At 59.1% G+C, this 26,004-nt stretch carries 23 protein-coding genes; 5 read left to right on the plus strand and 18 right to left on the minus strand.

Going from position 1 to position 26,004, the window contains the following annotated elements; translation table 11 throughout:
- Positions 1-81 precede the first annotated feature (81 nt).
- The 5 genes from WCO56_18530 to WCO56_18550 all read right to left on the minus strand — a co-directional run bounded on the left by WCO56_18530 (position 82) and on the right by WCO56_18550 (position 7,538).
- Positions 82-3,180 carry a CusA/CzcA family heavy metal efflux RND transporter gene (locus WCO56_18530; GenBank protein MEI7731577.1) on the minus strand — a complete coding sequence of 1,033 codons (3,099 nt, stop codon included), beginning with the start codon at positions 3,178-3,180 and terminating at the stop codon, positions 82-84.
- A gap of 19 nt (positions 3,181-3,199) precedes the next feature.
- The gene (locus tag WCO56_18535; GenBank protein ID MEI7731578.1) at positions 3,200-4,303 is read right to left on the minus strand and encodes an efflux RND transporter periplasmic adaptor subunit; all 1,104 of its coding nucleotides are present in this window, start codon (positions 4,301-4,303) and stop codon (positions 3,200-3,202) included.
- 38 nt (positions 4,304-4,341) lie between these two features.
- Positions 4,342-5,682, minus strand: coding sequence for a TolC family protein (locus WCO56_18540; protein MEI7731579.1), 1,341 nt, complete (start codon positions 5,680-5,682; stop codon positions 4,342-4,344).
- A gap of 121 nt (positions 5,683-5,803) precedes the next feature.
- Positions 5,804-6,469 (minus strand): response regulator transcription factor, encoded by a 666-nt coding sequence (locus WCO56_18545; GenBank protein ID MEI7731580.1) that lies wholly within the window; start codon positions 6,467-6,469, stop codon positions 5,804-5,806.
- Entirely contained in the window at positions 6,459-7,538 is a 1,080-nt protein-coding gene (locus tag WCO56_18550; protein MEI7731581.1) for a sensor histidine kinase, read from the minus strand. Before WCO56_18550 ends, WCO56_18545 begins: the two co-directional genes overlap by 11 nt.
- A 573-nt stretch (positions 7,539-8,111) precedes the next feature.
- On the opposite strand from WCO56_18550, the gene WCO56_18555 reads away from it, so the two are divergent.
- From WCO56_18555 to WCO56_18575, 5 genes are all read left to right on the plus strand, one after another.
- Entirely contained in the window at positions 8,112-8,900 is a 789-nt protein-coding gene (locus WCO56_18555) for a succinate dehydrogenase cytochrome b subunit (protein ID MEI7731582.1), read from the plus strand.
- A gap of 1 nt (position 8,901) precedes the next feature.
- Complete coding sequence (locus WCO56_18560) at positions 8,902-10,818, plus strand: fumarate reductase/succinate dehydrogenase flavoprotein subunit (protein ID MEI7731583.1); 1,917 nt, start codon at positions 8,902-8,904, stop codon at positions 10,816-10,818.
- 26 nt (positions 10,819-10,844) lie between these two features.
- Positions 10,845-11,621, plus strand: a complete 777-nt coding sequence (locus tag WCO56_18565) for a succinate dehydrogenase/fumarate reductase iron-sulfur subunit (GenBank protein MEI7731584.1) — start codon at positions 10,845-10,847, stop codon at positions 11,619-11,621.
- Positions 11,622-11,760: 139 nt separating this feature from the next.
- On the plus strand, positions 11,761-11,982 hold the full coding sequence (locus WCO56_18570; GenBank protein MEI7731585.1) for a type II toxin-antitoxin system HicB family antitoxin: 222 nt from the start codon (positions 11,761-11,763) through the stop codon (positions 11,980-11,982).
- Positions 11,972-12,184, plus strand: coding sequence for a type II toxin-antitoxin system HicA family toxin (locus WCO56_18575; protein MEI7731586.1), 213 nt, complete (start codon positions 11,972-11,974; stop codon positions 12,182-12,184). The genes WCO56_18570 and WCO56_18575 overlap by 11 nt, the downstream gene beginning before the upstream one ends.
- 70 nt (positions 12,185-12,254) lie before the next feature.
- Here WCO56_18575 and WCO56_18580 read toward each other — a convergent pair whose 3' ends face one another.
- The 13 genes from WCO56_18580 to WCO56_18640 all read right to left on the minus strand — a co-directional run bounded on the left by WCO56_18580 (position 12,255) and on the right by WCO56_18640 (position 25,536).
- The gene (locus WCO56_18580) at positions 12,255-13,370 is read right to left on the minus strand and encodes a citramalate synthase (GenBank protein ID MEI7731587.1); all 1,116 of its coding nucleotides are present in this window, start codon (positions 13,368-13,370) and stop codon (positions 12,255-12,257) included.
- An 8-nt stretch (positions 13,371-13,378) separates the two neighbouring features.
- On the minus strand, positions 13,379-13,861 hold the full coding sequence (locus WCO56_18585; protein MEI7731588.1) for a hypothetical protein: 483 nt from the start codon (positions 13,859-13,861) through the stop codon (positions 13,379-13,381).
- Positions 13,862-13,875: 14 nt separating this feature from the next.
- Positions 13,876-14,178 (minus strand): (2Fe-2S) ferredoxin domain-containing protein, encoded by a 303-nt coding sequence (locus tag WCO56_18590; protein ID MEI7731589.1) that lies wholly within the window; start codon positions 14,176-14,178, stop codon positions 13,876-13,878.
- Positions 14,179-14,227: 49 nt separating this feature from the next.
- Positions 14,228-15,526: a radical SAM protein gene (locus tag WCO56_18595; protein ID MEI7731590.1), complete on the minus strand. Its 1,299-nt coding sequence runs from the start codon at positions 15,524-15,526 to the stop codon at positions 14,228-14,230.
- Entirely contained in the window at positions 15,523-16,926 is a 1,404-nt protein-coding gene (locus WCO56_18600; GenBank protein MEI7731591.1) for a nitrogenase component 1, read from the minus strand. Before WCO56_18600 ends, WCO56_18595 begins: the two co-directional genes overlap by 4 nt.
- Before the next feature lie 396 nt (positions 16,927-17,322).
- Positions 17,323-17,751 (minus strand): signal peptidase I, encoded by a 429-nt coding sequence (locus tag WCO56_18605; GenBank protein ID MEI7731592.1) that lies wholly within the window; start codon positions 17,749-17,751, stop codon positions 17,323-17,325.
- Between the two features lie 149 nt (positions 17,752-17,900).
- The gene (locus tag WCO56_18610; GenBank protein MEI7731593.1) at positions 17,901-18,701 is read right to left on the minus strand and encodes a hypothetical protein; all 801 of its coding nucleotides are present in this window, start codon (positions 18,699-18,701) and stop codon (positions 17,901-17,903) included.
- 244 nt (positions 18,702-18,945) lie between these two features.
- Positions 18,946-19,122 carry a hypothetical protein gene (locus tag WCO56_18615; protein MEI7731594.1) on the minus strand — a complete coding sequence of 59 codons (177 nt, stop codon included), beginning with the start codon at positions 19,120-19,122 and terminating at the stop codon, positions 18,946-18,948.
- A complete protein-coding gene (locus tag WCO56_18620) occupies positions 19,119-20,201 on the minus strand; it encodes a radical SAM protein (GenBank protein MEI7731595.1) in 1,083 nt (360 codons plus the stop codon). The genes WCO56_18615 and WCO56_18620 overlap by 4 nt, the downstream gene beginning before the upstream one ends.
- Positions 20,191-20,967, minus strand: a complete 777-nt coding sequence (locus WCO56_18625) for a transposase (GenBank protein MEI7731596.1) — start codon at positions 20,965-20,967, stop codon at positions 20,191-20,193. Before WCO56_18625 ends, WCO56_18620 begins: the two co-directional genes overlap by 11 nt.
- A 241-nt stretch (positions 20,968-21,208) precedes the next feature.
- Complete coding sequence (locus WCO56_18630) at positions 21,209-21,490, minus strand: PqqD family protein (GenBank protein MEI7731597.1); 282 nt, start codon at positions 21,488-21,490, stop codon at positions 21,209-21,211.
- A gap of 42 nt (positions 21,491-21,532) precedes the next feature.
- Positions 21,533-24,091, minus strand: a complete 2,559-nt coding sequence (locus tag WCO56_18635) for a C25 family cysteine peptidase (protein MEI7731598.1) — start codon at positions 24,089-24,091, stop codon at positions 21,533-21,535.
- Complete coding sequence (locus WCO56_18640; GenBank protein ID MEI7731599.1) at positions 24,088-25,536, minus strand: SUMF1/EgtB/PvdO family nonheme iron enzyme; 1,449 nt, start codon at positions 25,534-25,536, stop codon at positions 24,088-24,090. The genes WCO56_18635 and WCO56_18640 overlap by 4 nt, the downstream gene beginning before the upstream one ends.
- Between the last annotated feature and the right edge of the window lie 468 nt (positions 25,537-26,004).

Genomic DNA, 26,004 nt, shown 5'->3' on the forward strand with positions numbered 1-26,004 from the left:
AAACTATCGCACCCCGGACGGCAACGCAAGAAATAACTTAACGAAGTAGAATTAAGCCCGACAAGCCCGGTCATTTCTCAGTTAATTAGACATTGGGGTTGGGGTTTCATCATCTGCCTCGGGTTCGGCTTTTCCAAACAGCATCAGATAGAGTGTCGGCAGAATAATCAGGGTCAGAAGCGTTGCGGAAATCAAGCCGCCGATGATCACCACCGCCAGCGGGCGCTGGGTTTCCGAGCCAATGCCGTGGGAGAGCGCCATCGGGAGCAGTCCCAGCATGGCCAGCAACGCGGTCATCAGGACCGTCCGCATACGGATCAGAGAACCTTGCATCACGGTATCCCACGGGCTGGAACCGGCAGCGCGGAGCTGATTGAAGAAACTGACCATGACCACGCCGTTCAAGACGGCCTGCCCGAACAGGGCAATGAATCCTATGGCCGCAGAGACACTCAAAGGGATATGCGTGACCAGCAGGATGAAGATCCCTCCAATCAGTGCGAACGGCACATTGAGCAGGATGAGTAATGCGCTTTTGACTGATTTGAAGGCATCGAAGAGCAGGATGAAAATCAGGAAAACGCTGACGGGCACAATAAAGGCAAGGCGTCTCATGGCGCGCTGTTGATTCTCAAATTCACCACTCCAGGAAACCGTGTAGCCCGGGGGCATGTTAATCTTACTCACCTGCGCCTGCATGTCGGCCACGACGCTGCCCATGTCGCGCCCCGTGATAAAGATGCTGATGGCCTTGATCCGGGAGCCGGCTTCGCGGGAAATATTCATGGCCCCGCTGACGACCTTGAAATCGGCCACTTCTTTGAGCGGAATCCGCTGGCCGTCCGGCGTATCCACGAGGATGTTGTTTAAGTTGGCCAGTTGCCGTTGCGCTGCCGGCAGGCGGGTGACGACACTAAAATGTTTTTCACCCTCCCAAAGCTCGGTGGCCGCTTTGCCACCCAGACCGGTTTCGATGACGTCCTGAATATCCGCAATATTCAGCCCATAACGCGCCGCGCGAATGCGGTCAATTTCGATCAGCGACTGCGGCACTTCGCCGGGGCGGTCAATAAACGCGCGCTCAACACCGGGAATGGACGCGACCTTGTTGAGCACGTTGAGCGCCTGCTCACGGAGAACGGAAAGGTCCTCGCCAAACACTTTGATGACCACCTGGCCGTCAATTTGGGAGATGCTTTCCAGCACATTGTCCCGGATGGGCTGGGAGAAGCTGGTTTCCAAGCCAGGGATTTGGTCCAACTCGTGGTCCATGGCCTCAAGAAGCTTTTCCTTGGTCATGTTCGGTCGCCATTGTTCGGCCGGTTTCAGGTCCACAAAGACTTCCATCATGTTGATCGGCTTGGGATCCGTGCCATCTTCGGGCCGGCCCGCCTTGGAAACCACGGTGTTGACTTCGGGCACGCGGTGCAGGGCCTGGCGGACGCGAGCGCACTGCCGCATGGTTTCTTCGACCGAGATGCCTGCCGGAAGATTGATATTAACCCAGATGGTTCCCTCGTTCAGTTCGGGGAGAAACTCGGTGCCCAGCCGGGGCACCATGGCAAAACTGAACAACAGAGTAATCAGCCCCAGCGACAGCACCGTCTTACGATGGTTCAATACCCATTCCAAAATGGGGCGGTATAATGCTTTAAAGGCCCGCACCACGATGTTTTCCTCGTGTGGGATCTTATTTCGGAGCAGGAAAAAGCAGAGCAGCGGCACCAGGGTAAGGGAAAAAAGCAACGAGCCGACCAAAGCCGAGGTAACCGTCCAAGCCATGGGAGCGAAGATCCGGCCTTCATGGCGTTGCAGCGTAAAAATAGGGATGTGCGCCACAATAATGATGAGCATGGAGAAGAAGGTAGGCCGCCCCATTTCCGCCGCCGCTTCCAGGATCGTGTGGCGCAAGCCGTGTAAGTTCTGCGCTTCCTTTCGCTCCCCCAGGCGCCGAAAAATGTTCTCCACCACAATCACCGCACCATCCACGATGATGCCAAAATCCATCGCCCCGAGGGAAAGCAGATTAGCGGGGATGCCACGCCAGGTCAGGCCGATGAATGTGGCCAGCAATGAAAGTGGGATCATCAGCGCCACGATTAAGGCGGCGCGGAAGTTGCCGAGGAAAAGGAGCAGCACGAACGTCACCAGCAGCGCCCCTTCAGCCAGATTCTTGAACACCGTGTGCAGGGTGGTGCTGATCAGCCAGGCTCGGTCATAAAAGGGCTCGAGATGCACCCCTTTGGGAAGAATCAGCGTGTTGAGCTTATGCACGGCCTCCTTCACCCCAGTCAGTACTTGCGAGGGATTCTCCCCTTTGCGCATCAACACGATGCCGGTGACGACATCCTCCTCCTGATCCTGGCCGACAACGCCCTGACGCGGGACGGCACCGATGGTCACCTCGGCGATGTCTTTGACAAAAATTGGCGTACCATTGCGGGAAGTGATCACGATGTTGCCGATGTCCTCGCCGGAACGAAGGAGGCCAATCCCGCGAATGAGATACTGCTGGGCGCCCTGATTGACATAACTGCCGCCGGCATTGGCATTGCCCCGGCCCAACGCGGTAAACAACTGTTGTAACGTGACATTGTAGTAGCGCATTTTGGCGAGATCGGGATTGACCTCGTACTGTTTAATCAACCCGCCCATGGTCACCACGTCCGCCACGCCGGGCACGGTCTTCAAATGCCGTTCGACCGTCCAGTCTTCAAGGGTGCGCAGTTCGCGCGGGCTGTACCCGTCGCCTTTGAGCCGGTAGCGGAAGATTTCTCCGATGGCGGTGGAGAGTGGCGCGAGTTGCGGCAGAACCCCTGGTGGCAGGTCGGCGGTTTGCAGTCGTTCGAGCACTTGGGCGCGGGCGAAATAGTCGTTCACCGAGTCGTCAAACGTCAGCATCATGTACGAGAGGCCAAACTGCGTATGTGAAAATATCCGAACGCAATGCGGCAACCCGCTGAGACTGGTTTCGACTGGGATGGTAACCTGTTTCTCGACCTCTTCCGGGGCATGGCCCGGATAGAGGGTGATGACATTCACCTGGATATCAGAAACGTCTGGAAAGGCCTCGATGGGCAGGGAACGAAACGCCAGGATGCCGCCAGCGACAAAGAGCACCGCCATGATCAAATAAAAAAACGGCTGGTGAAGCGCAAAAGAGATGACGCGTTTGATCATGGAAGTAAGTGGCTTGCGTTCACAATTTTTCGTTCGACTCCATCAGCGCTTCGAGCAGCAAGCTGCCATGGCTAACCACCCTTTCCCCGGGGGCAACCCCCTGCAAAATCGGCACCCGGCGGTTGCTCTCGGCCGCCACCTTCACGGAGCGGCGTTCATATTGACCGGGGGCCTTTTCCACGAAGAGGAAATGATGGCTGTTCTTCAGGTAAACGGCTTGGGTCGGCACATCCACCCCAGTGGCCGTGTCCCGCGTGATCTCCACACTCACATACATCTCCGCCTTCAGCGCCCGATCAGGATTGCTGACCGAACCGCGCACCTTGACAGCGCGGGTGATGGGGTCCAGCGAATCGCCCACCGCATCCACCTTGCCGTCGAACACACGGTCGCCCAGCGCGCGGCTATGGATGTGTACCGTAGCGCCTGGTTTAAGCCAACCCAGATCCAAATCCGCCACATCCAGCAAAACCCAAAGCCGCGTTGGGTCGGAAATCACGAAGAGCGGCGCGAACAAATTGGGGGCGTTGGCCAACATTTGGTCCGGGCGCACCTCCTGGCCCGGGTTGATATTTTTTTCCATCATTACCCCTGCCAACGGACTGCGCAATATGAAAACCGGGTCCAACCGATCTGGAGAACCGCCGTAAATTGCCAACCTGGCTTCAGCGCGTTGTTTTTCCGTCCCGGCATTGGCGAAGGCATTTTCGTTCGCCTCGACGTCCTTGCGCGGGGCCGCCCCATGTTCAAACAAATCCCGCACCCGATTCAACGCGGTCTGGGCCAGGATGAAATCCGCCCGGGCTTTGTGAACGTCCGCCTGGGCTTGACCGAAATCCGGTGATTCAATTTCCGCCAGCGCGTCGCCGACTTTCACCGTTTGACCCACGTCCACTAATAAACGGCTCACTCGTCCCGCCAACGGTGAAAACACGCGCACGGTAACATCGTCATTCCAAACGATCCGTCCGGTTAAATGCTGTACCGAGTTGGTTCGTGGCTCAACGGCCTCAACCGTCAGGGAACCCAGTTGCGGTGAATCCGATTTTATGAGGATCTGCTCGCCATCGCGTTTGACCGCAGATGCTGGTTCCGGTTGGGACGGCGGTTGGCATCCCGTCATTAGACCGACGCAAAACAAAACGAAAGAAAGAGATGATTTCATTGGTGTTTGGTTTCGGTTGGCAGGGCTTCCCGGGCGGCTTTCAGCGCCGCCGCCGCCGTGGCGGTGTCGCTCAGCGCCTGCAGGGTGGCCATGCGGATATCATTGTCATTGCGCTCCGCCGATAAAAGGTCCAGCACGGTTGCGCCGCCTTTGCGGTAGGAGTAGGTCAGCGTTTCGAGAATCTGGGCCGACTTGGGACGAATCGAGTCCCGGTAATTCAACCAGCGTTTGCGCGCCTCGTCATGCGCGACGCCAGCGATGGCAATATCGGCGGCGGCCATCGCTTTGGCTCTTTCCAGTTCGATACTGCTCTGCTCGCGAGCCGCCTCGGCGGCCTTGATGTTGCCCCGGTTGTTATTCCACAAAGGCAGGGGGAAGCTTACCCCCACGCCAATGGTGTTGGGCAAATCGCCCGGGTTCCGTTCGTATTGCAGGGAAACGGTTGGATCAGGGATGCGATACGCTTTCTGCAGACGCAGGTCCGCCTCAGCCTTCTTGACCGCTTGTTCCGCCGCCACAATGTCCGCGCGCGCCGCCCCGGGTCCCGGAGATTCCCCGGCAATCAAACTGACCGCCAAGGTTTCAAGGTTATCGCTGAGGAGTATTTCGCCGGAAGGTTTGGGTATGCCCATCAAATTTTCGAGGGTGATGCGCGCCGTCCGGGCGTTGGCTGACGCGGTTTGGGCGTCCAATTCAAAACGTTCAGCCGTGATTTCAATCTGGCTCTTATCCGCGCGTGAAATATCACCCGCGTTGAAGCGGTCCTGGGCAATCCGGGTTTCCTTGCGGAGCGTTTCGGAGGATTGCCGGAGCACCTGAACGTTGGCCTCGGCCAGGACTGCCGCCGCGTAGGCTTTGCTGATCGCCAAGTCCAGCACGCGCCGGGCATCCCACAACCGCGCGCGCCCCCCGGCCAATCCGGCCTCGACGGAGACTTGCCGATGACGCCGCTTGCCACCGACTTCAAAGAGTTGATTGACCGCCAGAATCGTATCGTAGCTGCGTTCCAGCAGGCCATTGCCCATGGTGCTGCCGTTGCCGTGGTTATCCATGCTAACTTTACTGGTGGAGAGCGAGACCGTGGGATTGGGAAATTCATGCGCGATGAGCCGCTGGGCGGTAGCGGCATCCACGTCGCTGCGGGCCGCCAGCAAATCCCAGTTGCGCTCGAAAGCCATCTGTTGCGCCTCCGTCAACGTCAGGTGTGCTGGAGAACCGCCCGCTGCGGAAATTCCTGCCTGGCTTGCCGATACCGCAGTCAGGGCCAATAGCCCGGCCAAGAACAGCTTCCCAACCGCGCCACTCCATTCCGTCATTAAATTGTATAATCGCATCATTAGTATTCTACCGACGGTGTGAATATAATGGCGTGGCCGCGCCGGTCAATCAGGGCATGGCCTAATTCGCGTGTAGGGTGGGATACTACACGCCGATTCGCAAACCGCAGGGTCTGAAGAATCAGCTTTGGTGGTTACGGTCGTGCCAGCGGACGGCCTCCCGGAGCAGTTCGGTGGCGCTGCCCAGGTTCATCTTTTCCTTGATGCGCGCGCAGTAGGCTTGAACGGTTTTCAGGCTGATCCGAAGCGTTTCCGAAATCTGGCGCGTGCCCTGGCCCCGCCCCAGCAGCTCAAACACTTCCAATTCCCGATCACTAAGCGACCCAATGGGGGAGGCCCCTTCCATCGTATGGCCCTTGACAAAGCGGGTGGTGATCGCGGCGGTGACATTTTCACTGAGACTCACTTTCCCCGCCAACACCTCACGAATCGCGTGGATCACCTTCTTGGTCGTTTCGCGCTTCATCAGGTAGCCGCTGGCCCCGGCCCGCAGGGCGCGCTCGGCGTAATGCGTCTCCTCGTGCATCGAGAGGACCAACACCGCCACGGAAGGGCAGGACTGCCTGATGTCCTTGATCAGTTCAATGCCGGAGGAATCTTTAAGGGACAAATCAACAGTCGCCACGTTTGGGCGCGTCGCCAGGATGGCCTGGAGGGCTTGTGGCGCACTCTCCGCTTCTCCGCACACCATGAGGTCCGGCTGCTGATGGATCAGGTTGGTTAACCATTCCCGCACCAACGGATGGTCGTCCACGAGAAAGATCGTTTGCTTGGATTCAGCGGGCATGGTGGTTTTTATCATCACTGTCGTTGGTGGTGGGCAGCCGTGGAATGGAACAGATTACGACGGTCCCGCCAGTAAGCGCGGGTTCCACGGAAAGGGTTCCCTGCATCATGGCCGCCCGGTGAGCCATGATGCGAATGCCCAAGCCATCCGTTTTCGGGTTGGTCTCCGGGAGCCCAACGCCGTCATCCTCGATGGTCAGGAGCACCCGCCCGGCCTGTTCGCACAAGCTGATCAGAATCTGCTTTGCCTTGCCGTGCCGGATGGCATTACTGACAGCTTCCTGGGCAATGCGATAGAGATGGGTCGCCGCCTCATCGTTATGAATCAGTACCGGCGTTTCGCATTCAAAGCTGCATTGCAGCTTGGCCGTCTCCGTGAGTTTCCTGGCCAGTTCCTCGAATGCCGCCATCAGCCCTTCCGCTTCCATTTGCACGGGATAAAGCCCGTGCGCCAGGTTGCGCGCCAGCGTGATCCCTTCCTCGACGAGGTCAACAATCTTGCTCGCGTCATCGGACTCGGGCAGCGACTTGGCGGCAAGCCGTTCCTGCAAAACCTGTCCCGCCAAGGCGGTGCCCGTCAAATGCTGGCAGAGGCTGTCATGGAGATCGTGGCCGATACGGCGTTGTTCGCGTTCGCTGATCTTGAGAATCTCTTCTTCCAACCGCTCGCGCTCGGCCATCTCCCGCCGCAGAGCCAGGGTGCGTTCTTGAACCCGCGCTTCGAGATCCCGGTGCAAGGAACGCAGGCTGGTCATCAACCAGACCACAATAAAATAGAATACCATCAGGATTACCGCGTTCCAGATGGGAATCAGCGAGCTGGAATACTGGGCGCCAGCGGCCAAGTCCCCGCCAATCCAGACCGCCACGCTCAAAACGGACAACAGCAGACCGAAACCCCGGCCGACAAACCACGCCGCCAAGCCAACCGCCAACAGGTAAAACACCGAGAAGAACATCTCGTAGCCGGTGACGTAGTCAATCAGGCCGATCAACGCCAGCAACGCCAACCCAGCCAGCTTGAGCGCGGATCGCGAAAGTTTTTCAAGTCTGGCGAGCAGTCCCATCATACAGAATCCATGGTATATGGCATGAACGCTGGCGGACACGTCATCCAGTTGCCAGTCCCACCAGCAGCACGAGTAACTAACATGGGAAAAGCCATACCTCGCAAGCGCGCGAAACGCAAGTCGCAAGTACACCACCTCCTGCGAGCGCCGGCATCCTGCCGGCTGGGGGCGTGGGAGGAGCGCCAGTTATTCAAGCAAGGGTACGCGCGTCGAAGGAAGTCAAAGCCACGCGGACCAGTAGCCGAATGACTCGTTTCCGCCTCGCAACAAAAGTCAGACTAATATTTACTGCCAGCACGCCTTATTAAGAGTCCCCAATAAACACCTCCAATGCCCCGGTTTCAATCCGGTGCCGGCGCGCAAAATATCCCGGTAGAACCACGATTTTACGCCAAAACGCCCCGTGGCCGCCCCGGCGCAGGACAATTTCTGTAAAGATAAGATTAAATAATGGTTTGCCTTTTAAAAAAAAGTGCAGTATTTCATTTCCCGGGATTGACGTGGCGGGAGCACCGGGTACAGTGAACGGAACCAGCCGGTGCGGTGAAGCGTTTCGGCAGGAGTATAGTCAGTATGAATTTAATATTAAGAATCTGGCGGTCTTCCCTCGGGAAGAAGTACATCATGGCCATTACCGGGGCCGGGATGATTGCATTTGTGGCCGGTCACTTGATCGGCAACCTGCAAATTTTCCTGGGCGCGGACGCCATTAACAAATACGCGTATTTCTTGCAGCATAACAAGCCGCTGCTGTATGTGGCGCGCCTGAGCATGATCGCGATGGTGACGCTGCACTTCCTGTCGGCGTTCCAACTGTGGCGCGACAACGTGGACGCGCGCCCGATGGATTATGCGAACGGCAAAACGCCGTTCGGCGCGGACCTGGCCTCGCGCACGATGGTGCTGGGCGGCGTGATCATCGCCACGTTCGTCATTTACCACCTATTGCATTACACCGTGCGGCTGGAAGGTGCAAGTTTGGGAGCGGGCAGCTTTGTCACGGATCCCATGTTCAAGGAAATCACCAAGGAAGGCGTGGAACGCCATGACGTGTTCGCCATGATGGTGGCGGGGTTTCAACGTCCGCTGGTAGCGCTGTTCTACATGGTGGGGGTGGGGTTGCTCTGCCTGCACCTGAGCCACGGCATCGCCGCAATGTTTCAATCGCTGGGCCTGAAAAACCACGTTTATGGGCCGCTGATTGACAAGCTGGCCAAAGTGGTGGCGGTTGCCCTGTTTTTGGGATATGTCTCCATCCCCGGTTCCATCCTGGTGTGCAAATACGGGGATAGCTACCTGCAAGCCAAAAAGAACCCGAATCCAATTAAAGCTGTCTTGGTTCCTGGAAAGGAGACCCGGTAACATGAAACTCGAATCCAATATTCCCTCGGGTCCGCTGGCCCAAAAGTGGTCCAAGGCCAAATTTGAAAACAAGCTGGTCAACCCCGCCAACAAGCGGAAATACGAAGTGATCGTGGTCGGAGCCGGCCTGGCGGGCGCTTCCGCAGCCGCCTCCCTGGCTGAGCTGGGGTACAAGGTAAAGAACATTATTTATCACGACAGTCCGCGCCGCGCGCATTCCGTCGCCGCCCAAGGTGGCATCAATGCCGCCAAGAATTACCAGAATGATGGCGATTCCGTGCGCCGCCTCTGTTATGACACGCTAAAAGGCGGCGACTTCCGCGCCCGCGAAGCCAACGTCTATCGCCTGGCTGAAGTCAGCGTGAACATCATTGATCAATGCGTGGCGCAAGGCGTGCCGTTTGCCCGCGAATATGGCGGGCTGCTCGATAACCGCTCGTTTGGCGGTGCGCAGGTTTCCCGCACGTTTTATGCGCGCGGCCAGACCGGCCAGCAATTGCTGCTGGGCGCCTATTCGGCATTGAGCCGCATGATTGGCGCGGGCGGCGTGTCCCTGCTCACCCACACGGAAGTGTTGGATCTCGTGGTCGTGGATGGCCAGGCCAAAGGCGTCATCACCCGCAACCTGCTCAGCGGCGAGGTCACCCGGCACAGCGCCGACGCCGTGGTGCTGGCCACGGGCGGGTACGGCAATGCCTATAATCTCGCCACCTACGCGCGCAACTCCAATGCGACGGCCATCTGGCGCGCCTACAAGCGCGGCGCCTGTTTTGCCAACCCGTGTTACACCCAGATTCACCCGACCTGCATCCCCGTCTCGGGCGATTACCAATCCAAACTCACGTTGATGTCCGAGTCGCTGCGCAATGACGGACGCATCTGGGTTCCGAAAAAACAAGAAGATAAACGCGCCCCGGCGGACATTCCGGAAAGCGAGCGCGACTATTACCTGGAACGCATGTATCCCTCGTTCGGAAATCTGGCACCGCGTGACATTGCGTCGCGCGCGGCCAAACGCGTATGCGATGAGGGACGCGGGGTGGGTGAAACCGGTTTGGGTGTCTATCTGGATTTCGCGGATGCCATCAAACGCTTGAGCGAAGACAAGGTGCGCGAGCGCTACGGCAACCTGTTCGATATCTATCACGAAATAACCAACGAGAACGCCTATCAAGTGCCGATGCGCATTTATCCCGCCATGCATTATACCATGGGCGGTTTGTGGGTGGATTACAATTTGATGAGCAACCTGCCAGGGCTGTTCGTGCTTGGCGAAGCCAACTTCTCCGATCACGGCGCGAACCGGTTGGGTGCCAGCGCGCTGATGCAAGGCCTGGCGGACGGCTATTTTGTCATTCCGTTCACCCTGAGTAATTACCTGGCCAACCAGAAGCCCGATCAACGGCCCACCACGGAGCATCCGTCGTTCAAGCAGGCTGAGGAAAACGTGCAGACGATCACCAAAAAGCTGCTGACCGTTAATGGCAAACGCACCACCGCCTCCTTCCACAAAGAGTTGGGCAAAATCATGTGGGATAACTGCGGCATGGCGCGCACGGATGCCAGCCTGAAGAAGGCGCTGCAACTGATCCCCACCCTGCGTGAGGAATTCTGGAAAAACCTGAAAGTTCCCGGCAGCGACGGCGATTTGAATCAATCGCTCGAACGGGCCGGACGCGTGGCGGATTTCCTGGAACTGGCCGAGTTAATTTGCCTGGACGCCTTGGAACGGCGGGAATCCTGTGGCGGCCACTTCCGCGATGAGTACCAATATCCCGACGGTGAAGCCCGCCGCGATGATGAGAATTTCGCCCATGTGGCGGCCTGGGAACATCAAGGACCGGGCAAAGCCCCCGTGCGTCACACGGAGCCATTGATTTACGAGGAAGTAAAAATGGTGACCCGTAGTTACAAATAAGCCAACGATCAACCGGAGAATTTTCCATGAAAGTGAAGTTAAAAGTTTGGCGGCAGAAAAACCCGCATACGGACGGCGAGTTCAAGGAATACTCGACCCCGGAGTTAAACTCCAACATGTCGTTCCTGGAAATGCTCGACGTGGTGAATGAAGAACTCACCCTGAAGGGGGAGGAACCCATCGCGTTTGATCACGATTGTCGCGAGGGCATCTGCGGCACCTGTTCGCTGGTGATTGACGGCAAGCCGCACGGCCCGCATCGCGGCGTGGCCACCTGCCAGACGTACATGCGCAATTTCCAGGACGGCGATGTCATCATCGTTGAACCCTGGCGCGCCCGCCCCTTCCCGGTCGTCAAAGACCTGGTGGTCACGCGCAAGGCGTTTGACACCATCATGCAAGCGGGCGGCTTTGTATCCGTCCGCACCGGCAGTGCCCAGGACGCCAATGCCCTGCCCATCTCCAAGGAAAACGCGGATCTGGCCATGGATGCCGCCGCCTGCATCGGTTGCGGGGCGTGTGTGGCGGCCTGCAAGAATGCCAGCGCCATGCTGTTTGTGGCGGCAAAAGTAGCTCAGCTCAGCCTGTTGCCGCAGGGGCAGCCGGAGCGCTACCGCCGAGCCAAGTCTATGGTGGATACCATGGACGCCGCTGGATTTGGCGCCTGCACGGTCACCGGTTCCTGTGAAGCGGTCTGCCCGAAGAACATTCCCCTGGATTTCATCGCGCGCCTCAACCGCGATTACGCCATCGCCCTGCTCAAGGGCGAACCGAAGAAATCAGCCGGCGGCGGAGCCGGTTGACGAGTTATCCGCGGTTGTGCGGGAATAACAAAGAGTGGAATTTTCCCAGGATTTTTGGTTCCCGTTCGCGGTTCATTGGGGATTTTTGTGGAAAATTTTGCGGCTTGCGCTAGCGGGGAAAGCAACGTAGCTTCTCATTATGAAAACGTTGTTTGATTATCAAGTGGTATGTCGCCGGGATGACAACGGAAGTTATGTGGCGTATGTGCCTGCCATTGTCGGTTGCCATGCCCTTGGTGCCACGCTGGATGCCGCCCAGCAGGAATTACACAACGTTTTCGATATGATCGTGGAGGAATACCAAGTGCAGGGCAAGCCGCTGCCCGATGATGTGGAATTGATTGCCGCTCATGCCCGCTAAGGCCAAAGAGTTGATTCGGGTGGCGCAACGACTCGGATTCACCAACCCGCGCCAAAAGGGAAGCCATGCCCGCTGGATTCATCCAGACGGACGCGCCACCACCCTTCCGATTCATCCCAGTTCCGAGATTGGCGGCTGGCTGTTTCATAAGATTCTCAAAGAGTTGGGTATCACCGAAGCGGATTTTCGAAAACTCCGATAATTTTGGACTGGAAGTTCACCTCTGCACGGTATCCCTTCCGCCTTTGTTCTGCCCAAGCAGTTTCCGAGGCTCAGTGAAGTACTTCGCTAACCAGGCTCCGCAAGTCATGATCCGTAAGCGCGGTCTTTTTACGAATTGCCTCCAGCCGTATTTTTTCCAATAAACGAGGCAATAACGCGTCGGGAACCTGCAAACCGTTCTCCGCCATGACGGCTTGCAGCCCACGCTTGCCTGAGTGGTGACCCAGAACAAATCCTGGGGGAATCCGACCTACCTCCTGCGCCGCGAATGGTTCGTAAGCGCGGCGGTCTTCAGCCAGCGCACCACAATGGATGCCTGATTCATGGCGAAAGGCCCCCGTTCCCACGATGGGTTTATCCGCATGCAACGGACGCCCGGATGCCCGGGCAACCATCTCACTCAGAGCATAGAGTCGCTCGGTGTGGATACCGCAGTCGCATTTCAAGGCCACGCGGAGGGCCATTACGACTTCCTCCAGTGGGGCGTTTCCAGCGCGCTCTCCCAAACCGTTGACCGTGACACTGGCGCATTGCGCTCCCGCCTCAATTGCGGCAATGGTGTTCGCCGTGGCCATACCCAAGTCATTATGCCCGTGAAATTCCAGCAGCAACCCGGGAGCAGCCTGGCGCACACTGGCGATCATCCGCATGGTTTGAGTCGGGGTGAGAATCCCCACGGTGTCTGCAAGCCGCAACCGATACAGCCCCAAAGCGTGGGCGGCGGCAGCGAATTCACACAGGAAATTCAGGTCCGCCCGCGAGGCGTCCTGCGCGCCCACGGATAAGAGCCGGAATTCGCCGGAAAAATCTCCCGCGAGTTCTGCCAGAGTCCGCATGACCCAGGCGCGGTCCTTATGCCAGGCGGCCAGGTGGATATCCGAAACCGGTAACGAGAAATGGGCACCCGGCACCGAGCAGGTTGTGGCGGCCAACAAATCCGCATGCGTTGCCCGGCACCAAGTGGTGAGACGCACCGGCAAACCCAGCCCGGCAATGGCACGAATGTCTGCGATTTCGGACGCGCCCATGGCCGGAATGCCCACTTCCAATTCCGGTACGCCCGTCTCCGCAAGCGCGGTGGCAATCGCAATTTTTTCGGCTCGTGAAAACACCACTCCAGCGGCCTGTTCGCCGTCGCGCAGAGTCGTATCAATGAGCCAGGGCATACGATTAATTATCCAGGTCCCACCAGCGTGGCACCCAAATTGAGGGCCGGCTTTTCCCACTTCCAATCATCCGTGCCCAGCACCAGGATTTCGCGCAATCGTTTTTTCGGTTGGACTGCGGGCAGCTCAAATGCCTTTTTGAAATCTGCGGAAGTCTTGCCCACCGGTGCGTCCACCAGCACATCAAAATCCAAGGCCAGATTGACTTTCCCGGAACGCAACAAGCCGGCGATGTTGCGCAGTTCATACAGGCACACGATGCCATTGCCGCTGATATCGAACAACACCGTCACCTCTTCCGCGGCCGGCAAACCCGCCAGTTGGGTAAGCGTCGCCACCGGCAGTTCCCAGCCTGCTTCGGATTGCTCGCCCTTGAGGGTGGCAACATGTCGGGCGATGGGACCATTTTTGCCGCCCAACTTGAGCGGTTGCAATTGCTCGTAACGGACCACCCCGCCGGTGGATCGCTTGCGATAAAAGAGGAATGCCATGGGGTTCAGGTCCTTTACGCGAGCACATGCTCCTCCGCCACGGCGTCATTTTCGATGGCGTCCAGAATGGCATCGGCCACCGCTTCATTCACTTGCTTGTACCAAGTGTTCTGCGGGTACACGATCACCACAGGCCCTTGCTCACAGACTTTCATGCAGCCGGTGCTGGACACCATGACGCCGTCGAGCCCGCGATCCGAAGCTTCCTGCTCGAAGTATTGCAGCAGAGCGGATGATTGTTTTTTGTGGCAGACGCCCTGGGCGCCCGTGGGCCGAAAGCTGCCACACACGAAAATATGATGCGTTGGTTTGGTCATAGGATTCCTTTCAATGTTTTTGGTTACGGTTACTGACAATTCTAACTGGCTATCCGCAGCCGGTGCCTGCGCCTTTACAACCTGCGCCTTGCGAACAACCGGTAAACCGGCGTTTGAGGGCGGGCGGCACGGGGGTGTTGGCATACACAGCCCGCAGGCCTTCCTCGATCAAGCCTTCCATCTCCACAACCTTGACGCCGGACTGGGTCAGCACGCCAAATGGCAACCGGCCAGCGGCGGCCACCAGGAAGGCGCGGCAATCGGCGAGGAGGCTGGCCAGTTCCTGCCAGCGCTCCTCGCCGCCACCGGCCTCCGGGGCCTTGCGGATCTCCTTGAGTTGATACATCCCTTCGTGTTGCGGGTGTGGTTCATAGATCAGCACGCGTTCGGCTTCACCCAGGTGTTGGTTCACCAGCGCGCCTTCCATCGAGGCCACGGCCACGTAGGGGCGTTTCGTTTCTTCAGCGGGATTTATCGTCATACTGGCAAAATGGTTCAAGACCGTTACTTGCTCCGTCGTCATGGCCTCTCCGATCCGGCCCACGGCATCCGCCCGGCACCGGGCGCAATGATTCATCTGCGGCAAATGCAGCCCGCAGGTCAGTCGAATTCGGCTGGTCATTATTCCATCCGGCTCCGGCAAATCCGCGAACTCGGACCCAGCCACCGGTTTCAGCGGCATGCAGTTCATCAAATCCGCACCGCGCGCCGCCACCTCACGTGCCACCTCGGAGATATGCTCATCGTTGATGCCCGGGATGATGATGCTGTTAATCTTCACCACCACCCCTTTTTCTTTCAACCGGGTGATGGCTGCCAATTGGCACTCGCGCAATTTCACCGCTGCCGCTTCGCCGCGCAGCGGACGTTTGCCATCGCGTATCCAGGCGTAAATTTGCGAGCTGATTTCCGGATCCAGCGCGGTAATGGTGATCGTGACATGGCTGACTTTCAGTTCCGCCAGCTCATCAATGTAAGGCCCGATCCCCAGGCCATTGGTCGCCACGCAGAGCATCAACTGGGGAAACCGGGCACGGATCAAGCGAAGGGTTGTCATCGTTTCCTCCGGATTCGCAAAGGGATCGCCGGGACCGGCAATCCCCGCGACGGCAATTTCCGGACGTTGCGCGATGGTGTGCGCGAGGTACTCCACCGCCTGCTGCGGCGTCAGCACCGAGCTGGTCACTCCGGGCCGGCTTTCATTGACGCAGTCAAACTTGCGATTGCAAAAGTTGCATTGGATATTGCAGCGGGGAGCAACCGGCAGGTGAACGCGTCCATAAAGCTGATGGCCTTCCCGGCTGAAGCACGGGTGCTTGTTAAAATCCAGTGTGGCATTGGTGCTCATAGGTAGCTGTATCCCACGGATGACTTGGTTTGTTTGGCCTCCATCAGGGCGTTGATGACGCGGTCAAAAAGCTCCTGGGCACCGCGATACCCCAGATGCGCCGTCCGTTGTCCGCCGATGCGATCGTGGATGGGAAAACCAATGCGTATCAGCGGCACATTCAATTGGCGGGCCAGGCTGTAACCCTTGCTGTTGCCGATTAACAGGTCCGGTTTTAACGCGGTGGCCAGTTCGGCGATTTCCGCGAAATCCGCCTTATCCTTGATGACGGTTTCCGGTGGTAATGCCGGGGCCGCTTCCCGCAGGCATTTTTCAAAAAAGCCGCTCCGACCACCCGAGGCGCACAGAATGGGGGTAATGCCAAACTCGGTTAAAAATGAAGCCAGCCCGATGACCATATCCTCCTCCCCATAGATGACCGCCCGCTTCTCGGAGGCGTATTTGTGGCCATCAATATAGGCATCCACCAAGCGACCGCGCTCGCGTTGGTACTTCTCCGGAGTTTTGCGCCCGGTAAGGTACTCCACCGCAGAAAAGAAGCCGTCGGTTTCCCGAATCCCGATGGGCAGCCCGAGGGGGTGCCGTGGAATTTGATGGCGTTCGGTCAGCACTTGGCCGGCCGAAGGGGTATGCTCCAGGGTGCGGCCCAACTCGATGGTGCCACACGCCCCGCCCATGGCGGTGATGTCCGCCAGCGGAGTCCCACCGTTCTGCAATTTTTCGTATTGGCTCCAGGTTTCACCATCCATGGTTTCTGAATAGTCCGGCAGCAACGTGAATTTCGCGCCAAAATCCTGAAGGATTTCCTTGAGATACCGGAGGTCCTGGGCGGAAACCATGCCCGGCAGCACATTAATCCGGTTCGAGGTCAGGCCCCGTTCCGCCAATTGTTCCACCAGCGCCCGCACGGCTCCATGAAAGCCATCCATGTGGGTGCCGCGATAACTGGCGGTGGAAACATGCACCACGGGAGTGGTCATGGCTTTTCCATCTCCACGCCGAAAATCCACCAGCATCCGGGGCAAATCCTCGCCAATGGTTTCCGCCAGACAGGTGGTGGCCACGCCAACCAACGCCGGTTGATATTGGCGATCCACATTCAGCAGGCCCTGGCTAAGATTGGTGGCCCCGCCAAACACCGCGCTGGATTCATGGAAATTAGAACAGGCGATATCCATGGGTTCGCGAAAGTGGCTGATCAGGTAACGGCGAATGTAGGTGGCGCACCCTTGTGAACCGTGCAGGAACGGGATGCAACCCTCCACCCCGCGAAACACCAAACACGCCCCCAGCGGCGTGCAGAGCTTGCAGGCATTGCGGGTGGCTGTAAAACCCTCAGGCTTGGCATCCGTCTCCGGGCTGTCCGCACCACACGATTTATTGTCGGTCACATTCACCATTGCGGGAGACCTATTGCAAGAGCCGTGCCAAGTTGTTTTCGGTCTCAACAAACGCAGCATCTGCCACCATTTACGACGGTTTGAGTGTTATCTGTGAAGCACTTGCAGAAGTTACATATATCCCGACCGCGGCAACTATATTTTGGTGCCACCTGTTTGAAGCTACATTTTAGTAGTTTTACCAGGCGTTCCCCACATTAATGTGGGACTGGTTTTCAACTCCTGTTTTTGACTGCGGATGCAACGGATGGGAAGCAAACAAATCCGAAGACCGAAAATCGAAAACCGAAAGCAACTTTAGCAGAAAAATCGATTGGCAAAAAAATTGGGACGGCCTGCAATAGGATTCCATTTCCGACCGCCCCATTTTGATGGAGTACATCGAGGAAGATCAGGTTATTTTCTTGCAACGCCTAACCGCACCACTCTACGGAGAGCCGACAACCCCCAGCACACCGGGCTGTTTACCGGCACACGATAGCCCGCCAGCCGCACCTCGATCACGCGCCCGACCACCCGGTCCGGGCCAAACGCCGGATCATTGGCCATGTTGGCATCGCCACGGGTGACCAACACCAGGCCCGCCGCTTCGGCCCGGAGAGCCACCAAGCGATGGATGGTAAGCATTCCCGCAGTGGTCTCAAACGCAATCACCTGGCCCCTTTTCAATCGGGTTGCCTCGGCGGGAGCGAGCGTGATCAGATCGCCAGCCTGGATCCATGGCCGCATGCTGTTGCCGCTGGCTTTGAATCGCACGCTCAGTCCTTCCGCAATCAGGCTGCGCGCCAGCCGGCAAAAATCAGGGTTGGCCAGGGAGGGAATCACGGGCGGAGCAGGGCGAACGCCTCAGTCGGCGGTTCTTTCCATTTCTGGAAATGCCGGTATTTCCTGACGGTGGATGGTGAAAGACAGGACGCACGTCGGCAGGATGCCGGCGGTCACGAAGGGGGCCAAGCCATGATCTTCGTCTTTGCTCATCCGCCCCCGCCTTCCTGCTGCAACCAAGCCGCCAGTTGCTCAGCGGCTGCCGGGGTGGGGGCCAGGGAAAATTGCCAGGCCGGCACCGCGCGGGTCAACTGATCACACCCATCCAGCATCACCGGCATCCATTCAGGATGCCACCAGAGGAGGTTGGTGGCTGGCAGCAAGCGGTGGAATGCCTCGCGCGGGGTGATCGGCTCGATCCGATTTTCCAGCGATTTATTCAAAAAAATGAGTCCGCCCAACGGAGCGGACGCGTTGACCGCAAACCCGGCGCTGCTGGGCCAGGGAGTGCCATACGCACGATACGCGCTGCAGCCGGATGGCGGCGCCACCCCATACCGGGTCACGGCGGCATCATCGCCAATGACCTCAAACTCCGGGTGCCCGGCCAGCAACCGGGCAAGCGTGCTTTTGCCGTCGCCAGAGCGCCCGGGAAAAAGCCACATCCGCCCCCCGAAGATCGCCGCGCCGGTGTGGTGCAGCAGACCCTGGCGTGGCGCCAAAAAAATCACCGAGAGAAACCGATAAACAATCGAGAGCAAGGCGTGGGGAATGCAACGCTCCGAGGCGGATGGGGCAGCGGCTTTTGAAACAAACGTGTCCGGCAGGGCTCGATCAGACGGCGCGGCCAAGACGACAAGCGTCTCCGGGGAATAATGAACTTCGACGTAATTTTTATCCTGCGCGATTTCCGCCACCCAGACCGCTTCCGGGTGGAGCGGATGCTCCCAGCGGAGCCAGAGCCGGGAGCCGGAGCAGTACCAAGTCAGCAGCCGGTTGGTACGATGCACGGGGGAGAGCGCAGAGAGATCGGGAACCGAATTGGCATGGAAATTGACTGAAATGCGATCTGCGTACGAAACGGACGAAACATCCCCCCGCAGAAAAGGAGCCACGGGAGGGGCCACTCCGTTCAACGCGAACGGAACGTGCGAACTTGAAAGTTCAAAAACAACATCCGCCAGCCCAAAAATGAGATGGTATGGTCCCGTCAAAACAAAAGTGAAAAGTTCTAATGAATCAAGCCCAGCCGGTTCAGTTGTAGCACTGTGCACCGCCATTGAAACTCGGCGGAGTGCAAGTGGTGGAAAGCACATCGAACGCGACCATCTCAATCTCAGTCACTTCGGGTTTCTGATAGACCAGCTTTTCCGGACCGGCTGGCTGGGCGGCACAGGCGGGCTGTTCCTTCATATTTATTTGTTCCTTCATAATAAGTCGTTCTGTTTCATTTTTGTCGCGCGCCGCTGACGGGCCAAATCACATAACCATGCCGGCGGCTGGGCCATATTGCCGGTTTCCATTTCAAAAATGGGCGCGCATCCGTGGCAATATGCCACATCCGGACAGGTCTGGCAAGGAGAATCTGTAGCAACTTTTATCTGACAGACCGGCTCCATTTGCCGCCATCCCTCCGCGAAAGTTCCGCGCAGCAAATCGTATTTTGGCCCGCGCATTAACAGACAGGGCGTCATGTTACCGGTGGAATCCACCGCGAAAGTGGTCCGCCCGGCCCCGCAGACCAATAAGTTTCGCAAGTCCGTGGAGGGTATTTGTGGTTGGCGCGGGGCATCCGGAGAGGAAGCGCTCCGGGCGCGAAACTCGTTTTCTGCTGCCGCAGCCGCCGCGGGCGAAAGCCGGCAGTCAAGTGGACGCTGATCGCCTGCCCGCGTGGGAAAGATGGCGGTATCGAATCGAAACGGAACCCCCAATCGGTCCGCCAAGGCTTTCATGTCGGCCAACCCAGCGTGGTTTTGACGCATCAGCACCGTTTTTAATTTCACCCGCACGCCGCCATCCAACAACCGTTGAATGCCCGCCAGGCACCGCGCATAATTACGCTCCGAGCCGGTCACCTGCTGATACATTTCCGGGGTGGCGCCATACAAACTGATTTCGACTTCCAAGGGTGGATACGCCTGGAATAGTTGGACCATCTCGGCTTCCACCAACGTGCCGTTGGTGAACACCCGGACGGCCAGCCCGCACTCTTTGGCGTGCCGGTAGATTTTCGCGAAATCGGGTTGCAGCAGCGGTTCCCCACCTGTGAACAGCAGGAAGAGACAACCCGCCCCGGCGATTTTATCCACAACGGCACAGGCCTCGGCCAAGTTTAATTCCCGTTGGTGCGCCCCTTCCGGGTCGCCGAGATAACAATGGCAGCACCGCAGATTGCACCGGGTGGTGACCTCGAACGAGGCGGAGAGGGGCAGCCGTTCCTTGTGGGCGCGCGCCTTGAGCGATTCAAAAAACGCCGCGCTGGCGGCGGGTATTTCATGCTCACATTCCATGGTCGTTATTCCTGGGAGCGCCGGCATCCTGCCGGCTATTCTGCTGGCTGCTTTCAATTTCTAGGGAGCAGTCACTGCTCCGCTGGTAAATGCTTGGCGCGGGCGGTTGAACTGCCGGCAGGATGCCGGCGCTCCCAGGTGAGATTGGCGTGTTGCGATAATGCACACTGCTAAAGCTCCACTCAACGGCCTGCTTCACTAATCCTGATTTCACCGGATTTTCTTCAATGTAGTGGAGGGCCTTGGCGTAATGTTCGGCATCGCGAATATAGCGGTCATGATACTCGCGTTGCCAAAATTCCCCTTGGCGTCCCAGCACCGCGTTTGCCTGGTTGGCCGTGTACGATTTCCACGAATGCAGCACATCGGACAAGGAAATGCCTTCCACCGTTTCAATCATCGCATGCACATGATTGGGCATCACGCACCAAGCCAGCAGACGATAACGACGACCATCGAAGTGAAGCATGGCCTGCTCGACAATCAGGGCCACCCGCTCATCGCGCAACCAGCAGGCACCATGCCCGGCATCCTCGTAGTTTGCCATTCGTTTCCGAAGTTCAGCCTCGGCGGCTGAATGCAACGTTGGTTCTCCCAACTTGCGGGTCAACCCCAGCTCGACTCTCCATTTCCGAACCAAATCAGCGGGCAGCGAATCATGAAGCCGGTAGGTGATGGTTTGGATCATTCCGGGATGATCCCAATGCGGAAGATACCCGCGCGAATACCATCCCAAATGCGGTTCCGGGGATGCCACACCGGTCATTACCCGCGATGTTTCCCGGTTCGATGGAATAAAGCTGGGACCTCGTACCTCATTTGGCAGGGAACCGCCCGCCCCGGCAAGCGCCGGCCTCTTGCCTTCTCCTGGGAGCGCCGGCATCCTGCCGGCTTCGGCGTGCATTCTTGCCGACGCCATCCGCTCAGCGAGTAGATGGCCGTTAGACCTATCCCGCCGGCAGGATGCCGGCGCTCCCAGGGAAGCTGTTCGTGTACCATTCATCGGCTTAGGCGCGGACTGGCTCGATGAGGCCGGCTTGTTCCAATTTGGCGAGCAACTCAGCCAGATCGGCTTCCGCGGTGGGACGTGCCACCGCGAAACGGGCGTGCAAACCGTCACCCAACTCCGCCGCCGATCGTTGGCCATCCAGGTTTTCCCACACCCATTCCGCCACCGTGTTCAAGGTGAACACCTTGTGCAGATCCGCCAGTTGGCCTTTGACGGGCACCAATAACGTTTCCCCGGCGACTTTCCGGGTGACGATATGTTCGGTTTTACGATATTTCATAAATTTAATAATTTATTAATTCATTTCACTCGCATTCCCGGGTCACCCAACAGGGTGAAAATCTGGAGCAGGTCTTTCGAGACGCCTTTGGCGGCGGAGGCCCCCAAGGCGATCCGCAGGGCCTCCCCCAACGGTTGCACCCCGGCTTGGTAGCGTACCCGCAACACATCGCTGTTCATGATCAGGGCCGGGTTCGTCGTACGAAAGCCCGGTCGGCGCCCAGAGGGCCGCCATGCCCCCGTTTGGCTGGATCATCAGCGTTTCCCCCAAGCTGGCGTAACCGGGCAATTCATGGCGGGCGATAAAGCAGGTCATGCCCAAGAGCACGGGGCCCCGGCAGCCGTTCGTCATCAGGCTGACATCACTGTTGCCCAGCCATCCACCATCCATCACATTAAAACCGCCATGTCCAAAATAATTCCACAGCCCGGCCTGGTTATTAATGGCGCTGAGCAGCAGGGTGCGCGCGGTGCTGACGGGATACGTGGTGAGATAAATGCGCTGGAGCGACAACGAGGACGGCAGCAAGACGGCGGCGGCCTCGCTCGAAGCCGGGAAATCGCCGCCTTCATCCGGGTCGTCCGCCGTCAAGATGGCCCGCCGGGTCCAGTCGCCGCCGGCGTCCTGCTCATAGGCGATGATCCGCCCCACCATGGCGGACATGTCGGCAGACGTGGTGGCGGGAAGCCGGCCAATGGCCACCTCCGGCACCCCGTCATTGCCGGCCACATCGGCCAGGGCGTTATCCGAGGCAAAGAGATAGGTCGAAGTGGGGACCAGCAGGATGGGAACATGATTGACCGCCGTACCGGTATCATTCCGGTAATCGTACGTGCCCTTGCCGCCAAGCAGGACCGCGCGCGGGGGCAAACGCCAGTTACGGATGGCATGGGCCAGAAACGCCTGAATGGCTTGCGGCGTGACGTTGCCGTACCCGAACTCATCCGCAATCGCGCGGACTTCGATCATCCGGCCCACCCGGCCTTGGAGCGTTCGCCACTCGACCAAAGGCCGCAGGGCATTGGTTAGCGGCGAGGCGGTGATGACCAGGTAATCCGCCGCGTTGGTGGCGGATTTCAAACCGGGCGAATCCCATCCTTCGATGGCCACAGGCGATAGCAACGCCGAAGGGGAAAAGGCGTAGTAACGGTTCGTGGGGTTTGCCGGCGCGAACGTGAGCGCAAAGGTATTTCCGTCCGGCTCCACGCGGACGCATTTAATCTCCCGCAGCAACCGCGGATCACTCACCTCGGCCAGCCGGACCGCGCTGTTTGAAAAGCCGCGCATCGTGATCAGGTTATTCGTTTCGCCAACGCACCGCAGGCTTTCATGAACGGCGGTAAACCGGCGGCGATAGGCGACGTCGAAATAGTCGAGGTAGATATAGTCGGCGCTGACGGTGGCATTGCTGATGCCCAAAATGTTCGTTCCGGCCACCACCAATGCGGCGGGTACGCTGCAGGTGATGGCAAGCGGGTTTTTTCCGTCCCCGCTTCCCGAGCCGACCAACGTGTTGTTGATGAACACATCCGCCCGATGCGTCGTCAAGGACCCACCCAACAACTGCAGCACCACTGAAATGTCACCTGCCGGCGCCACCATCGCCTCGAGGGTGAAGGGGAATGTGCTCTTTTTATCGCCGCTATAGAAAGACTCCCAGACCCAGAAATCCACCGTGGGATCATTGCACGCAAACACCGCCCCGATCTTATCTTGCTCAAACCGGACGGTCTCGGGAAACGACTGCGGGTCCGGCACCGGGGCGGCGGGGGCCGGGCCGTCCAGCGGGGGGAGCACCAAGCCCCGGCCCCGTTCCAGCCAATAGACCGTCTGCGCGCTGTAGATGGTCTTGCCGCCCGGATGATAAAAGAGCAGCGCACTATCGTTGATGTCCGTCATCCAGGCGAGGCGCTGCCCGCCAACGGTCAGCCGAAATTGCCGGTCCACCAACCGCCCGCGCGCCTCCTCAACCGTCATCCCCAACCCGGCGGCCAATTGGTCCGGCGTGAGGCGGTAGAGGCCGGGGGCGGCCACGGTGACCTTCAGTCGTTCCCGATCGGCGAGCGAGGCATCCTTGGGGAGACGCGCAGCGGGCGGCAAGGCTTGCGCGGCGGCGGCTTTGGAAATTGTCAAGCGCGGGGGGGCGCAACGTTCGAAGAGCTCGGCGGGTGGCAGCGCCGGCAGTGCCAGCGCCCACTCCGGCAACGCCGCCGCCCGGACACACGGCACGCGGGATTCCTGCCCGTGAAGGTCCACGATGCCCAGCTCGTATCCGGCGGCCCCCATGGTGTCGCGCTGCCGGTAAATCGCGCCCACGCCGTCCGCCACTGCGGCGGGCAACAACTGCGGGTTCAGGCGGGCTTCCCTGCCCTGCCCGTCCAGCCGGTGGACATGAAAGCCGAGGACATCCAGTTCGGTTCCCGTCCGCCAAAGGATAACCAGCCCGTTATCCTGCGCCACCACCATGGGCGGGCCGGACAGGCAGAGGGGAGCCGCCGGCACGAACGGCACCAACAGCCATCCCAGCAGGAGAGCCAGCCCGTCCGGGGCTCGCTGCCGCAGCGCACTGGGACACCACCATGTAGCATGACGCGGTTTCATGGCTCGGAGCGGATTTGGTAAAAGACGTTAATCAGCCCGGCATCGGTGTCGAAAAACACATTTTCCGGAGGTGCCGGGGCAATCCAGGATTTGAGGGGCGCAAACCCGGCGGCCAGGTTGGTTGAGCGCCAGACCGAGTACCACTCGTTGCTCCGGCTGTGCCAGCGCACCTGCCGGACGCCGGAGACCGGCGGAACCGGGCTGGCCAGGTCAAACCGGTACATGTTCAGCGCAAACGGCCCATGAACGATCGTGCCACCATCAGGGCGCACCTCGGCTAATTGATATACGGCGGTAGCGGGCGCGCTAGCGTCCGCGCAGGCATAGGTGGCGCCGATTCCGCCCTGGGCCGCGCCCGTCGCCGGAATCAGGTTCGTCCCCACCAACACGGGCACACCAGCCACCAACCGGTACAGGTAAAACCCGGTTGTTTCCGGCTCGGACGCCGTGGTCCAGCGCACCACCGGGCCGCCGTTCGTGAACCCCAGTTCCACAATGGCAACCAACGCCTGATTCGTCACCACATTCGAGCGCACGCACCGCAGCCCCGTCCGGGTGTCACGCTGCCCGGGCGCGGTGGGATCGCGAAACGCGCAACGCAGATCAAAGGGCGACGCATCCCACGAGCCACCGCGCGCAGCCCGGGCGACCGATGCGGACGGATCGACGCCGCGCGGGTTGTTGGCGGTGCCTCCTTGGAGCAGCGTCGCGTAATCTGCCGGTGTATAGCTGTCCCAGCACCACTGCGCCACGTTGCCAACCATGTCATAAAGCCAGAACTGATTGTTACCGGGCCGGCCAGCCGGCTGTTGGGACCCGTTGTAATAGCCCGATGGGGTGGTTCCGTTGTCCAAGGGGTCGCCACTATTCCGGTAATTCGCCTGGCTGCCGTCCACCTGATCGCGGTAGCTGCCGCCCGTTCCCGCCCACGGATAATCCTGGCCCGCCAGCGTGCCACGCGCGGCGTATTCCCATTCCGCTTCGGTGGGCAGCCGGTAGCCCGCCATTTCCCACCGCACGCACGCGTTGGATAAGTCAATTTGGCCCGCGCGCAGGGGAGTCGTGAACGTGGTATCCGGATAATAGACGGGCGGCAGACCTTCCATCTCGGAGCGGGCGTTGCACCACTTCACCGCGTCGTACCACGAGAGTCCGGTCGCGGGATGGCGCGGGTCGCCGTTGGTCGTGCTCCCCGTATTTCCCGTTGGCAGATCGCCGTAGCCATTTGTCAGACCCCATTGGCACACCTGCCGCCATAAAGCGGCGGAGACGACGAACTGCTCCACGTGAAACGGGGATACTTGCACCGGATGCACCGGGCGCTCATCCGCCAATCCCTCCGCTCCCGGCGAGGCGTCGCCCATCATAAAACTACCCGCCGAAATAAGCCGTTCCTGGGCGTGAAGCGGCATCAGCAAGCCGAGCAGCACCGCCAGAACAGCCATCACAAAGAAGCCACGCCCAACCGCTTGCGCATACCCTCGGCTGCGACCTTCTCCCTGAGATGGACGGGATGGACGGCAGGATACCGACTCCTGGGAGCGCCGGCATCCTGCCGGCTGGTTTTCCTGATAGGCTTTAAACGCTCGAAGCGTGGTTTGATTATGCGAAGCTACTCCCTCGCCCCTCGCCGACAGGATGTCGGCGCTCCCAGGAGCGTGGACCTCCGGTCCGCGTGGATTTTGATGGGCTTGGGGACGAACGAGGTGTGGTTTGATTAAACAAAGTTTCTCCCCCGCCCCTCGCCGGCAAGATGCCGGTGCTACGGAGCGCGGACCTCCGGTCCGCGTGGATTTTGATGGGCTTGGGGACGAACGAGGCGTGGTTTGATTAAACAAAGTTTTTCCCCCGCCCCTCACCGGCAAGATGCCGGTGCTACGGAGCGCGGACCTCCGGTCCGCGTGGATTTTGAT

The sequence above is a fragment of the Verrucomicrobiota bacterium genome, from assembly GCA_037139415.1.
Classification (GTDB): Bacteria; Verrucomicrobiota; Verrucomicrobiia; order Limisphaerales; family Fontisphaeraceae; genus JBAXGN01.